Source organism: Trichocoleus sp. DQ-A1 (assembly GCF_039961955.1).
GTDB lineage: Bacteria > Cyanobacteriota > Cyanobacteriia > Cyanobacteriales > FACHB-T130 > FACHB-T130.
Genome location: NZ_JAMPKE010000038.1, coordinates 1 through 13,705, shown reverse-complemented (window position 1 = coordinate 13,705; position 13,705 = coordinate 1). Strand labels below are relative to the sequence as shown.

Below are 13,705 nucleotides of genomic sequence, written 5' to 3'. Positions count from 1 at the left end.
CGTGTGTGTTTTGATTTTCTATTTTTTGGTCGCACTAGATCATGATGACTTTATACAGTTCACGTCGCTCTCTGAATCGAGTCTTATCTCAATGCCTGAGTGTTGGTACTCTCGCTGCTCTAAGTCTGTTGTTAGGTTTTGCACCCGGTCTATCCGAGCGCTCTCATAGCCTTGACTTTAGTTCTCAGGCATACGCTCAATCACCCTTCAGCTCTAAGGACTTAAGCAACTTCGCCAGGGCTGTTTTGGCGATGGAACCGGGTCGCCAAGCTGCCTATAACGAGATCAAAAGAATCGTGGGCAGCCCTCCAAATATTGCTTGCAGCCAGCCGAATAGCCTGCGATCGCTTCCAGGAAATGCCCAGGCCATTGCCATCAATTACTGCAAACAGTCTCAAAAGATTGTTGAGAGCAACGGTTTGTCCATTGGATTATTTAATCAAATTACGGTGGAGGCGCAAAAAAATTCGGAGGTAGCAGCACAGATAAAAAATGAAATGATCCGTCTGCAAGCTCAGTAAAAAATAAACTTTTGCTGACCCTGCTTGACTCGGATATTGATGTCATCTGTGCTGATGTTAGTAGCATCACCATAACTTGCTGACTAAAGATTCCAGTGATGCTAACGATAACGCAACGCTTTCCCGCCAATTTGGATGCATCGGTCAACTTTACTCTTTTTCTGACTGCCGAGGAGCGCACGCGCAGCCGCTATCGCTTTGAAACTGCTGAGGGACAAGCTTTGTATCTGCGCTTACCCAGAGGAACCGTGTTGCGCGATCGCGATCTCCTTCAATCTGAAATCGGTGATATCGTCGTGAGAATCGTGGCTAAACCGGAACCCGTTCTCACTGCGACTGCCCAGAAACCCCTCGATTTGCTGCGGGCGGCTTATCATCTAGGCAATCGCCATGTACCGATAGAAATTGCTGCCACTCATTTGCGGTTGTCTCCCGACCCCGTTTTAAAGTCAATGCTAGAACATCTGGGGATGGAGGTACGAGAGGAAATCTCGCCTTTTTATCCAGAAATGGGTGCCTATGGACACCATCATCACGCTTAGTTAATTGGGTAATCGGTAATGGGGGAGTTTTGAGTTTTGAGTTTTGATTTCTAGAAACGCGATAATCGCGTCTGAGTTTTAACGAGAACCGATACAAAACTCTAGGCTTCATCCTAAAACTCTTCCCCACTCCCTACCTACCAACAATGACCAACGAGCAATTACCGATTCCCCATTCTCCAGTTAACCTGCTGTGTCTTATGCAACTGGTGAGTCCCGCGTTGCCGGTAGGTGCTTATAGCTATTCCGAAGGGCTGGAAACCCTCGTCGATGCTGGTGTAATTGAGAACCTGCAACATCTGGGACACTGGCTCAAACAGGAACTGGGTTATGGGGCAATTCGGTTGGAAGCAGCGGTGATGATTCGGGGATATCGGGGGGCAATTGCCGGGGATTTAGAGGCTTTAAATTACTGGAATGTCTGGTTATCTGCTGCTAAGGAAACACAGGAGTTGCAAGCACAAAGTTGGCAGATGGGGCGATCGCTAATCCGATTGCTTTTGGAATTACAGCCGCAGGTTCGGTCAATGGTGGATGCAATTGGGAGTCCTTGTAATTATGCGATCGCTTTCGGCATTGCCACCGCCCATTGGCAAATCGACGCTGCATCTGCCCTCTTGGGCTACTTACACAGCTGGGCAACCAATTTGATCGCAGCCGGGGTCAAATTAATTCCCCTCGGACAAACGGCTGGGCAACAGCTACTCCTAGAACTACAACCCATCTTGATTCAGGCTGCCAAGGAAATTTTAGCGTTAGAAGATGACGCCCTGAGTAGTTGCGGCTGGGGATTAGCATTGGCGAGTATCGCTCACGAAACACAGTACACGCGCTTATTTCGGAGTTAAAAGAAATCGGCACAAAAACATATCGCTGGTAAAACCTGGGAATAGCTTATCGTTAATTGCCTTGCTACGATGAGCAATTAGCCATTCGCAATTCGCAAATTTTATGAATGCTTTTCGGGTTGGAGTTGCTGGCCCAGTGGGTTCGGGAAAAACTGCCTTAGTCGAAGCCTTGTGTAAGGCGATGCGGCAAAAATATCAAATTGCTGTGGTCACGAATGATATTTATACTCAGGAAGATGCCCAGTTTTTAGTGCGGAGTCACGCCTTGGAAAGCGATCGCATCCTTGGCGTCGAAACTGGCGGCTGTCCCCATACTGCCATCCGCGAAGACGCTTCCATGAACATCGCCGCCATTGAACAAATGGAACAGCGATTTCCCGATTTAGACTTAGTGTTTTTAGAAAGTGGCGGCGATAACTTAGCGGCTACCTTCAGCCCAGAACTGGTAGACTTGACAATTTACGTCATTGATGTTGCAGCCGGTGACAAAATTCCGCGCAAAGGTGGTCCCGGAATTACTAAATCCGATCTTTTAGCAATCAACAAAATTGATCTTGCTCCTCAAGTGGGAGCAGATTTAGGGGTCATGGAACGCGATGCGCGGAGGATGCGGGGAGAAAAACCCTTTATCTTTACGAATTTGAAGACTCAGCAAGGATTAACGGCTGTGGTGGACTTTATCCGCCTAAATCTGGGCGAAATTTCAGAAACCGCAAGCTGACCTTTCCGAAAGCTGTTCCAAAAATTCGATTCTTTGTATCATTGATAACAATTCTTTCCCAGAACATCGCTCTAATATCACTGCTTAACTGTATATGTTCTCTATCATTGGGCTGATTCAGCCAGGAGTACGGTAACGGTATGGCAAGGCGATTAGGGCGACGTAAATTTCTTCTATACGGTTCTGCTACTCTGGGAACCAGTATTCTTCTCAAAGCTTGTAGCAGCACTCCCACTTCCACCTCTGAGACTGCCAGCCCAACGGCTGCGTCTCCCTCTCCCAGCGCGACATCCGTTGCGGCTGCCGGTGCAGGAAACACCATCAAAGTCGGGATTCTGCACTCTCGCAGCGGCACGATGGCGATTAGCGAAAACAGCGTTGTAGATGCCGAACTGTTGGCAATTGAGGAGATTAATAAAGCCGGTGGCGTCCTCGGCAAGCAAATTCAAGCAATTGAGGAAGATGGTCAATCCGACTGGCCTACTTTTGCAGAGAAAGCGAGAAAGCTAATCGATCAGGATAAAGTTGTCACCGTTTTCGGCTGCTGGACTTCCGCCAGCCGCAAAGCAGTGCTGCCAGTATTTGAAGAAAAAGGTCATATGCTCTGGTATCCCGTGCAATACGAGGGTCAAGAGTGTTCCAAAAATATTTTCTATACGGGTGCTGCCCCCAACCAACAAATCGAGCCAGCAGTCGATTGGCTCTTGCAGAATAAAGGTAAAAAATTCTTCCTAGTTGGCTCAGATTACGTTTTTCCGCGTACCGCGAATACGATTATTAAAGAGCAGTTAAAGGCAAAAGGCGGCGAAACCGTCGGGGAAGATTACTTACCCCTAGGCAATACAGAAGTTACGCCCATCATCACTAAAATTAAAGCGGCTCTGCCTGAGGGAGGGGTCATTTTTAATACCCTGAATGGAGATAGTAATGTGGCTTTCTTCAAGCAGATGCAAGGTGCAGGATTAGGGCCAGATAAATACCCCGTAATGTCTGTCAGTATTGCCGAAGAAGAAGTCAAGGCAATTGGCACAGAATATCTCAAAGGCCAATATGCCGCATGGAATTACTTCCAAACGGTAGATACCCCGGCGAATAAAAAATTTGTCGAAGCTTTTAAGGCAAAATACGGTCCAGATCGGGTAACAAATGACCCGATGGAAGCAGCTTACATTGCTGTTTATCTGTGGAAACAAGCTGTCGAGAAAGCAAAAACCGCTGACGATTTAGAGGCAGTGCGAAAGGCTGCGGTTGGTCAGAAGTTTGAGGCTCCAGAAGGCACTGTAACGATGGAAAGTAACCATCACATTTCTAAGTTTGTACGGCTAGGTGAAGTCGCAGATGATGGTCTCTTTAAGATTGTCTATGAGACGAAATCAGCAGTGAAGCCAGTTCCTTGGAACCAATTCGTTGCTGCAACTAAGGGTTTGGGATGCGACTGGTCAGATTCCAAAAAAGGTGGTCAGTACAAAATTTAAGCGGTTAAAAATTAGTCCTTAGTTATTAGTCGTCAATCTTGAGAAGATTGGTTGGGTTTCGTTACCTGATGGTGTTGGCTAATTAAGAACCTAACCCCCCATCCCCCTTCCCTATGAGGGAAGGGGGAGTCTGGAAGCCTCTTCCCTACAAGGGTAGAGTTTGGGGTGGGGAGAGGTCAAAAATTAATGCCAACAGCATCCGTTACCTCAACCCAACCTAGGGGATTTGAAAGCTAATAACTAATGACTCACGATCCATGACTAATGACCCATGATTAATGGCTGAGGAAGCGGTGTGATAGCAGGATTGCTGGATGGGATTTTTAATGGAATTAGCATCGGCGCGGTTTTGTTAATTTCAGCGCTGGGACTAGCCATTGTCTTTGGACTCATGGGTGTCATTAACTTAGCTCACGGTGAGTTGATGATGCTAGGAGCCTACACAACGTTTGTTGTACAAAATGGCTTCAAAATATTGGGTAAGCCTTGGTCTGAAACCTATATTGTTTTTGCGCTAATTTTGGCTTTCCTGGTGACAGCAGGTGTGGGATTAGTTCTGGAACGGGGAGTGATTCGTTATCTTTACGGACGCCCGCTAGAAACCCTGTTAGCAACTTGGGGCGTTAGTCTGATTTTGCAGCAATTCGCTCGCAGTGTTAGCTGGGTGTTAGTCATTGGCATTGGGATATTTTGCCTTTTGTTTTTTGGCGCTTTTTGGATTCTGTCCCGCCGCTCAGATTTTGAGCGTATTCGTAACTGGGTAATTGCAATCATGTTGCCGATATCTCTAGGCGTTGCAAGTGCCACAAGTGCAGTTTTGGGACAAACTTATAAATTGGCTGTCACCAAGCCTTGGTTTGGCGCTCAAAATGTAGACGTGACGGCACCCAACTGGTTACGAGGAGGATTGCGGCTGGGTACGTTGCAGATGCCCTATACGCGGCTATTTATTATTGCGCTAACCATTGTTTGTGTTGCTGGAATTTATGTATTTTTGCAACGGTCTTCATGGGGCTTAAGAATTCGCTCGGTCATGCAGAATCGTAGTATGAGTGCTTGTTTAGGAATTCCTACTGCCAAAGTTGATGCCATTACATTTGCTTTGGGTTCTGGATTGGCTGGAATTGCCGGTTGTGCGATTAGTTTGCTGGGTTCAGTGGGACCAAATACAGGGCAGAACTACATCGTCGATACATTTATGGTGGTTGTTGTCGGTGGCGTCGGTAAGCTGGTGGGCAGTATTGTGGCAGCGATGGGAATTGGCACGATTAACTACTTAATCAGTTCTAAAGTCTTAGTGCCGATGGTGGCACCGATAAAGCCTTTAGTGGATTTCTTTGAGTTTTTCGGCACAACCAGTATGGCGAAGGTGATGGTATTCGCCTTAATTATTGCGTTCCTTCAGGTGCGTCCAGGAGGGATTTTTCCACAGAAGGGACGTAGCGTTGATGCTTAAACAAAGACAATCGAGTAGAGGCTCAAGGCGATGATTTTGGATGCGGTTCTTGAAGTTAAGGGCATGAAGCAGCAACGTAGACGAGCGGTGCTGATGGAAGTGGGGATAACGATTGCGATCGCTCTCCTCCTCATTTTCATAATGCCAGCAGTTCTCACAGGCTTTCGTCTCAACTTGCTAGCACGATTTTTGGCGTTAGCGATCGCTGCCCTCGGCATTGATTTAATTTGGGGCTATACGGGTATGCTCAGTTTGGGGCATGGTGTATTTTTTGCGCTCGGTGGCTATGCCTTGGCAATGCACTTGCAATTAGCTCCTCTCAAGAACGGTTTACCAGAATTTATGAGCCTCTTCGGCATTACAGACCTACCTTGGTTCTGGAAGCCGTTTTATTCGTTTAGTTTTGCCGCCGCAGCCGTTGTGATAATTCCGGCTGTATTAGCCGCAATATTGGGTTATTTAGTATTTCGCAACCGGATTCGGGGCGTTTACTTCTCAATTTTGACCCAAGCAGCGACGATTGTATTTTTTAATTTCTTCAACGGGCAGCAGGGATTTTTTAACGGCACCAATGGTTTAACCAATTTCAAAACATTATTAGGGGCAACAGTCAGTGATAGTCAGACGCAATTTGTTTTCTACGCGCTAACAGTCTTATTTTTGGCAGGTGCTTATGCTTTGTGCCGGTGGCTGACTAGCGATCGCTTTGGACGAGTTCTGGTTGCGATTCGGGATGATGAGAGCCGGATGCGCTTTTCTGGCTATAATCCCACTGGATTTAAAGTTGTGGTGTTTGCGATTTCCGCTGCTCTGGCTGGAATTGGGGGTGCTTTATTCACCCTTCAATCGGGTTTAATTTCACCGAAAGCAATGGATATTGCTTTTTCGATTGAAATGGTAATTTGGGTAGCCGTGGGAGGTCGTGCCAGCTTAATCGGAGCCATATTTGGGGCGCTATTAGTCAACTTTGCCAAAAGTCTTTTGAGCGAGCAATTTCCAGGTATTTGGGTATTTTTCCAGGGAGCATTATTCCTAATTGTGGTAACAGTTCTTCCCGATGGTGTAGTCGGTTGGCTACGCTATCAAGGTTTCCAGCGCCTGCTGACACTTCTAGGGCGGAAGCAGATGGCAACCTATCCCAGCCTTGAAGAAGACCCAGAGGTACAGCATGAACGCGAAAATATTAGAAACTGAAAATTTAACGGTGAATTTTGATGGTTTTAAAGCACTGAACCATCTGAATTTCAGCATGGATGTCGGAGAATTACGGGTCGTAATTGGTCCAAACGGTGCCGGGAAAACAACCTTTTTGGATGTCATTACTGGCAAAGTACAACCGACTGAGGGACGGGTATTATTTAAGGGGAGAAATGTGAAAGCACTCTCCGAACATCAAATCGCCCGATTGGGAATTGGGCGAAAGTTCCAAACCCCCCGCATTTACCTCAACCTGACGCCCCGCGAAAACCTAGAACTTAGCTGCAATCGTAATAAAAATGTCTTAGCAACGCTATTTGGGCGTCCCGCTACTGGCGAACGTAGCAAAGTAATGAGTTTACTTGAAACGATTGGCTTAAGTGCGAAAGCAGATATCCGCGCTGGTTTACTTTCTCACGGAGAGAAGCAACGCTTAGAAATTGGGATGTTAGTTGCCCAATCGCCCGATTTATTGTTGGTTGATGAACCCGTTGCGGGGCTAACTGATGAAGAAACTGACAATATTGGAGAACTCCTAATCGCGTTAGCGCACAGTCATTCTATTTTGGTGATTGAGCATGACATGGAATTTGTGCGCCAAATTGCTCGTAAAGTAACGGTGTTACATGAGGGTTCAGTTCTGTGTGAAGGCACAATTGAGGAAGTGCAGAGCAATCCTCGTGTCATCGAAGTTTATTTGGGGCAGCCAATAGAAAGTAATTCTTTAGGGTAGCTTTAAATCAACCAAGCTTTAAAATAATCACATCCTTTAATTATCCAATAGCCTTAATAGCGTTGCTTTCTTGGAACTTCACCCAGAAAATTAAGCTGTTGACAGAGAAAAAATTACAAAAATATGGTTAGTTTGACAGAAGCATAATGACTCAAGTAAATGATGCGATCGCTCATCCGAGCAGCCAATCCCCAACCCAACTGATGCTGCAAGTCTCCGGATTGAATGTCTACTACGGTGAAAGTCACATTCTCCGCAATGTTGATCTGAGCGTACCAACTGGACAAATGGTGTGCTTGATTGGGCGCAATGGCGTCGGCAAAACTACTCTACTCAAGACAATTATGGGGTTACTGAAACCTCATAACGGCATGATTACATTTGCTGGGGAACCGATAACTAACAAAACGCCAGATAAACGGGCACGAATAGGGATTGGCTACGTTCCTCAAGGACGGGAAATTATCTCGCGATTGACAGTGAAAGAAAATTTGTTGCTGGGTTTGGAGGCGCGACGGGAGGGTAGAAATGGTAAGGAAGAAATCCCAGAAGAAATCTTTTCCCTCTTTCCCGTTTTAAAAACGATGCTGTCTCGGATGGGTGGCGATTTAAGTGGAGGACAACAACAGCAACTCGCGATCGCTCGCGCTTTGATGGGGAAGCCGCGGTTACTTGTACTGGATGAACCCACAGAAGGTATTCAACCCTCGATTATTTTAGAAATAGAAGCAGCAGTGCGCCGCATTATTGAATCTACCGGCATTTCTGTTTTATTGGTCGAGCAACACTTGCATTTTGTCCGACAAGCAGATCGGTACTACGCGATGCAAAAAGGCGGTATCGTCGCGTCTGGCTCGACTAGCGAACTCAGTCAGGATGTAATTCAACGGTTTCTGGCTGTCTGACGCACATAGCTAAAAATCTTTGCGAATAAACCGTAGAACTTGCAACCAAGGTAGGCGCTTTTACGCCTCCGAAAATAGAGCGGTCAGTTTACTCTCACAGCCGCTAAACTGTGGAGAGCCTTATGACAGATTATCTGTCTGGAGAACGAAACACCGCATCTATATTAACTCAGAGATGTTCAAGCGGCTGCAACAGCTTCAACCCAAGCTGCTAATTTTTACCTTTGGGGCATCTTTGCTACCCGTGATGTTCCTGAGTGCTGTAGCGTGGCGGTTTGTGCAGCAGCCGCTCATCGACTTAGAAAAGACTCGGCTCGACGATCAAGTTTTAGCCTTTCGGGGATACACTGCGGCTACTGAGAAAGGATTGCAAAATTTATCCTCTAGCTATGCAATCTGGACAGATTTATACAACGCAATTGGGAAGCGAGATGAGGCTTGGATAAAAAAGGAAGTCTCCGAGCAACTTGTTCTTTCTACCGATGTCGATCATGTGAAAGTGGTGGATCGTAGGGGAGAGATTTTGGGAGAGCGGGGTGACGCTTTGCGAATTCCGAATGTAGCTGAGCGGATAACAGATGCGATCGCTACCAACAAGCCAACGACGATGTTGATTGATAGCGGCTTGCCTCAGATATTGCTCTTTTCAACAGCGCCTGTTTACAACAGCGATGGTACGGGGAAGTCACCCGGAACTTTGATTTTAGGGCAAAATTTAGATGAAACTTGGTTGCGTAACTTTCTTAATTTCTCTCAACCTACCACTAAACTGCAAGTTATTTCTCTAGATGGCAAATCAATCATTTCTAGCAATACCAAATCCAGCATTGAGCCTTGGGAACAAGTAAATTTAAAGTCGCAGGTGTTACGCAAGATTCAAAAAGGTAAAACAGTTTATCGGATCGAACCAAAATCTGGTTTGAATACGATATATGCTCCGATTACTTCCCGCAATCAGCCTATTGCCATTGCCAAAATTCAAATTGTCTCAAAGTATTTTAATCAAGCTTCCATCAACCTAAACCGTGTGATTTGGCTAGGACTGGGATTGGCTACCTTGTTATCGATTGCGATCGCACATTTGCTAGCCAAACAAATCGGCAACCCGATTATCCAGCTCTCTGAACGCAGTAAAACCTTAGCCGCAGGCGATTTGACTACCCCCATTCCCGGTATCGGCGCGGGTGGTGAAATCGGTCAACTTGCTCATGCTTATCAAGAAATGGCTCAGGCGCTAAAAGCCCTCATCGGAAACCTAGAGCAACGAGTTGCAAAGCGTACTGAGGAACTAGAACAGGCGCGTCAGACTCTTGAAGAACGGGTGCAACAGCGTACTGAAGAGCTTTCGCAAAAAAACCAGCAATTACAGCAAGCCCACGACCAACTACAGCAACTGAATACTGAATTAACTACCAACGCTCAACAGCTCAGTCAAGCATTACGCAATTTGGGAAGGGCGCAGGCGCAACTCATTCAAACTGAAAAAATGTCTAGTTTGGGTCAACTTGTTGCTGGCATTGCCCACGAAATTAACAATCCGATTAATTTTATTTATGGTAATCTTCCCCATATCAGTGACTACACAAAAAATCTACTGAACCTCGTACAACGCTATCAAAAAAGTTATCCTGATGCTGAAATACAGCAATATATTGAGGACATCGATCTCGATTTTTTAACGGACGATCTGCCTAAAATTATTACTTCAATGAGGGCTGGCAGCGATCGCATTCGTCAAATTATTCTATTACTGCGAAACTTTTCCCGACTCGATGAAGCTGAAAGGAAGCGCGTCAACATTCATGAAGGAATTGATAGCAGTTTGCTAATTGTGCAGCATCGCTTGCAATCAGGCGGAGACTGGAAGGCGGAGGGAAATCCAGAGATTCAGGTAGTTAAGCAGTACGGCGTTCTGCCACCCGTTGAATGCTATCCGGCGCAGCTTAACCAGGTATTTATGAATATTTTCAGCAATGCAATTGATGCTCTGGAAACTTTCAAAGAGCAACCCGAAAAACGGATTTACATTAAAACTGAATTTAGTGCAGCTAAGCAAATAATTATCAAAATTAAAGATAACGGTTCCGGGATTCCAACAGCGATTAAATCAAAAATATTTGACCCTTTCTTTACAACCAAAACTGTCGGAAAAGGCATAGGTTTAGGACTAACTGTATGTTATCAAATATTAGAACATCATCAAGGACGTATTGCTATTATCTCCGAACCGGGGCAGGGAACAGAAGTTATCATTGAATTACCCATTAAGTTAAACAATCCAATTGGTAATCCCTAAAAGGTGCTGATTGCCTTTTTCTTAGCAATCAACAAGCTAGTAAGTTTTAATTTATCGGATTTTTTGCACTTAATAAGCAATACTTACCAATTAGAAAATTACTATTTTATTTGCTATTTAAAATTAATTTTGATTTCTAGGATCTCCAAAGAGATAGTAACCAGTAACTTTTTTAAAAGCCTCGGAAGTTTTATCACCAAGGCAACCATCTACACTTAAATAAATTCCTGAAAATTGATTTAAAAACTGTTGCAGTTCTTTGCCGTTATCAATCTTAGAATCTGGTGAATAATATACCAAAGGTTGCTTTTCGCCAGGTTGGATATCTACATCTTTTTCTCCAACCTCACTGGTTTCTGGATTATCCCAAGTAATTGTTCCTCGATCGATCATTCGGCGCAGAAGTACGGCGGCACCGTATTGCTGCGATACGGCTGTATTTGACCAGGTGCCATCGTCAACGTATTTTCCTTTAGTATAGTGGTTTGAAGCACTCCACAAATAAGGTGAAAGAACATCAGAATGGTAGAGGCGATAACCCCAACCGTTGTAGCCTTCTAACTTAAAAAGAATGTTTGGAAGGCTCCAATTTTTCCATTGGTCAAATTTATCAAAAGTTAAAGCATCAATGGCACTTTCTTCCCATGTAAAAGGAGGATTCCCACTAGACGGGCGATCTTTTGGTTCGCGTATAGTTTTTCTTGTCAGCGGATCTCCATTATGCAGGTGAGTATTGAAATTTAAGGAAGATTCCATGTTGTGAATAATGGCTATCACATACCAGGGAATCGCCAGTCTTTTCGCTACCGCATCATATCTAGCCCGATTTGTATCAATGGTATCTAAAATATTATCTACTTGCTCAATTTTATTTTTAGTGATTTTGCAGCTATCAAAGAGTTGCTGGTATTCGTTTTTTAAGTTTTCAAAGCTGATAGCTGCCATAAGAATCTCCAGTATAAAGACTTAAGAATATTCGGTTGAATCGAGTTTAATGGTATTTTTGTTTAAGATGATTTTCCGGAGTAAAAAATTAACAATTTATACACCAAATTTAATGAAAGACCTCGATCCGGCAGTAGCAAATCCCTCATCCTCTGGATGGCACGGCATTCTTAACTTGGAGTTTTCTAAAACCCAAAGCAAAACCCAGGTGATTAGCGATCGCGTAAAAGCACCGCTGAAGGTACAGCGCCCATTTTATCCAGAAGGGTCGGAGATTTGTCATAGTGTAATTTTGCATACAGCGGGGGGTGTTGTGGGGGGCGATCGCTTATCGCTTAATTTCCACCTCCAACCCAACGCCCAAGCCTTAATCACTACCGCTGCCGCCGGTAAGGTTTATCGCAGCAATGGATTGCCAGCGAGTCAAAGGATTGAAATCGAGGTGAACGCGGGTGCTACTTTGGAGTGGCTACCGCAGGAAACAATTATTTTTGACGGTGCGATGTATCGACAAGACTTGCGGGTAGAATTAGCTCCAGAAGCAAGTTGGCTGGGTTGGGAAATTACACGCTTTGGACGCAGTGCCAGAGGGGAGAGATTCTTACACGGAGAGTGGCGATCGCATACTGAAATCTGGCAGCAAGGACGCCCTCTGTGGATTGACAGGCAATGGTTACCCGGCGGGACAGAAATCCTCGACAGTCCTCACGGTTTAGCTGGGCAATCCGTTGTAGCGAGTTTAGTCTGGATTGGGCAAGCGGTGTCACCAGAGATTGTAGAAAAAGCACGAAATCTAGGGAATCATTCACCCTTTTTTAAGAAAGGGACAGGGGAAAATCTTCACCAAGCAGGCATTACTCGTCTTCCTGCTGGGCTATTGTGTCGCTATCGCGGTTCTTCTACTTCCCAGGTGCGAAACTGGTTTATAGATATTTGGAATTTGCTGCGATTGCACTTTTTAGAACGCCCTGCTTGTCCACCGAGAGTTTGGCAAATTTGAGCGAATCGTAGTAGACATAGAGAACACGAAAGAATGTAAGAGGTTATCAATGCAACTGACGCCACAGGAAAAAGATAAGCTGTTGATTTTTACGGCGGCACTATTAGCGGAACGCCGCAAGGGAAGAGGTTTAAAACTGAATTACCCAGAAGCGATCGCTTATATTTCTGCTGGCATTCTAGAAGGCGCTAGAGATGGACGCACCGTTGCCGATTTAATGAGTTATGGGACAACACTACTGTCACGGGAAGAAGTAATGGAAGGTGTGCCAGAAATGATACATGAAGTGCAGGTAGAAGCTACATTCCCCGATGGTACAAAACTGGTTACAGTTCACAACCCAATTCGTTAGATAATCCCGTAGCTTGAAGGATTGTTTATGAAGGTTGCATTTATCATTTACACGGGAATGACCGCTTTAGATTTTATTGGAGTTTACGATCCAGTTACTCGTCTCAAGACAATGAATTTTATAGCCGATTTGGAATGGGATATTTGTGCCCATTCTCAAGAAGTCAGCGATAACGCTGGACTTCGTTTCACTCCGAATAAAGTAGGTGAATCTCTCCAACCCTACGACATGATTATCGTACCCGGTGGAATTGGCACCCGAAACTTAGTTGACGATCCTGAGTTAATGACATGGCTGAAAACCTCAGCAACTTGCAAGTTCAAAGTTTCTGTGTGTACGGGTTCTTTACTACTCGGTGCAGCAGGATTTTTAGAAGGAAAAACAGCAACAACCCATCCCAATGCTTTTCAAGACCTTCAAAAATATTGTAAGTCGGTCCTAGACAAAAGAATTGTTGATGAAGGTGACGTAATTACCGCCAGAGGAGTTACTTCGGCAATTGATTTAGGTTTATATCTTTGTGAAAAGTTCGTCGGATACGAGATTAAAGAGAAAATCCGTCAGCAAATGGATTATCAGACATGATCTTACAAAAATAAGGGGTAGTGCCCAAGATGTAATGATGGAGAAGAAGAGTTTCTTTGTGATATTTTCCTCTTATGCCCGTCTGTCCCATTTGTGCATCTACTCAAACCGTCAAAAATGGTCGCATCC

14 protein-coding genes are annotated in these 13,705 nt (G+C 45.0%); 13 read left to right on the top strand and 1 reads right to left on the bottom strand.

The features are described from left to right. Positions 1–41 precede the first annotated feature (41 nt). The 10 genes from NDI33_RS23730 (at position 42) to NDI33_RS23685 (ending at position 10,694) form a co-directional block, all read left to right on the top strand. Positions 42–521, top strand: a complete 480-nt coding sequence (locus NDI33_RS23730; protein WP_190410210.1) for a DUF4168 domain-containing protein — start codon at positions 42–44, stop codon at positions 519–521. A 98-nt stretch (positions 522–619) separates the two neighbouring features. Further along, on the top strand, positions 620–1,063 hold the full coding sequence (gene ureE, locus NDI33_RS23725; protein ID WP_190410211.1) for an urease accessory protein UreE: 444 nt from the start codon (positions 620–622) through the stop codon (positions 1,061–1,063). 146 nt (positions 1,064–1,209) lie between these two features. Beyond that, complete coding sequence (locus tag NDI33_RS23720) at positions 1,210–1,911, top strand: urease accessory protein UreF (RefSeq protein WP_190672804.1); 702 nt, start codon at positions 1,210–1,212, stop codon at positions 1,909–1,911. Positions 1,912–2,014: 103 nt separating this feature from the next. After that, positions 2,015–2,632 carry an urease accessory protein UreG gene (gene ureG / locus NDI33_RS23715; RefSeq protein WP_190410213.1) on the top strand — a complete coding sequence of 206 codons (618 nt, stop codon included), beginning with the start codon at positions 2,015–2,017 and terminating at the stop codon, positions 2,630–2,632. 140 nt (positions 2,633–2,772) lie between these two features. Beyond that, positions 2,773–4,107 (top strand): urea ABC transporter substrate-binding protein, encoded by a 1,335-nt coding sequence (gene urtA, locus NDI33_RS23710; protein WP_190672801.1) that lies wholly within the window; start codon positions 2,773–2,775, stop codon positions 4,105–4,107. A gap of 295 nt (positions 4,108–4,402) precedes the next feature. Then, positions 4,403–5,563 carry an urea ABC transporter permease subunit UrtB gene (urtB, locus tag NDI33_RS23705; protein WP_190440244.1) on the top strand — a complete coding sequence of 387 codons (1,161 nt, stop codon included), beginning with the start codon at positions 4,403–4,405 and terminating at the stop codon, positions 5,561–5,563. Between the two features lie 63 nt (positions 5,564–5,626). Continuing rightward, the gene (gene urtC / locus NDI33_RS23700) at positions 5,627–6,757 is read left to right on the top strand and encodes an urea ABC transporter permease subunit UrtC (RefSeq protein WP_190672798.1); all 1,131 of its coding nucleotides are present in this window, start codon (positions 5,627–5,629) and stop codon (positions 6,755–6,757) included. Beyond that, positions 6,732–7,493: an urea ABC transporter ATP-binding protein UrtD gene (urtD, locus tag NDI33_RS23695; protein ID WP_190440242.1), complete on the top strand. Its 762-nt coding sequence runs from the start codon at positions 6,732–6,734 to the stop codon at positions 7,491–7,493. Before urtC ends, urtD begins: the two co-directional genes overlap by 26 nt. Before the next feature lie 203 nt (positions 7,494–7,696). Beyond that, entirely contained in the window at positions 7,697–8,398 is a 702-nt protein-coding gene (gene urtE, locus NDI33_RS23690) for an urea ABC transporter ATP-binding subunit UrtE (protein ID WP_190672853.1), read from the top strand. 175 nt (positions 8,399–8,573) lie between these two features. Continuing rightward, positions 8,574–10,694, top strand: a complete 2,121-nt coding sequence (locus NDI33_RS23685) for an ATP-binding protein (protein WP_190672795.1) — start codon at positions 8,574–8,576, stop codon at positions 10,692–10,694. A gap of 123 nt (positions 10,695–10,817) precedes the next feature. Here NDI33_RS23685 and NDI33_RS23680 read toward each other — a convergent pair whose 3' ends face one another. Continuing rightward, positions 10,818–11,639, bottom strand: coding sequence for a hypothetical protein (locus NDI33_RS23680; protein ID WP_190672792.1), 822 nt, complete (start codon positions 11,637–11,639; stop codon positions 10,818–10,820). A gap of 112 nt (positions 11,640–11,751) precedes the next feature. Here NDI33_RS23680 and NDI33_RS23675 point away from each other — a divergent pair, with 112 nt between their 5' ends. Genes NDI33_RS23675 through NDI33_RS23665 form a run of 3 tightly spaced genes read left to right on the top strand, consistent with a single transcriptional unit; the run spans position 11,752 to position 13,576 of the window. After that, positions 11,752–12,639 (top strand): urease accessory protein UreD, encoded by an 888-nt coding sequence (locus NDI33_RS23675; protein ID WP_190672789.1) that lies wholly within the window; start codon positions 11,752–11,754, stop codon positions 12,637–12,639. A gap of 49 nt (positions 12,640–12,688) precedes the next feature. Beyond that, complete coding sequence (gene ureA / locus NDI33_RS23670; RefSeq protein WP_190672786.1) at positions 12,689–12,991, top strand: urease subunit gamma; 303 nt, start codon at positions 12,689–12,691, stop codon at positions 12,989–12,991. Between the two features lie 27 nt (positions 12,992–13,018). After that, on the top strand, positions 13,019–13,576 hold the full coding sequence (locus tag NDI33_RS23665) for a DJ-1/PfpI family protein (protein WP_190672783.1): 558 nt from the start codon (positions 13,019–13,021) through the stop codon (positions 13,574–13,576). Positions 13,577–13,705 lie beyond the last annotated feature (129 nt).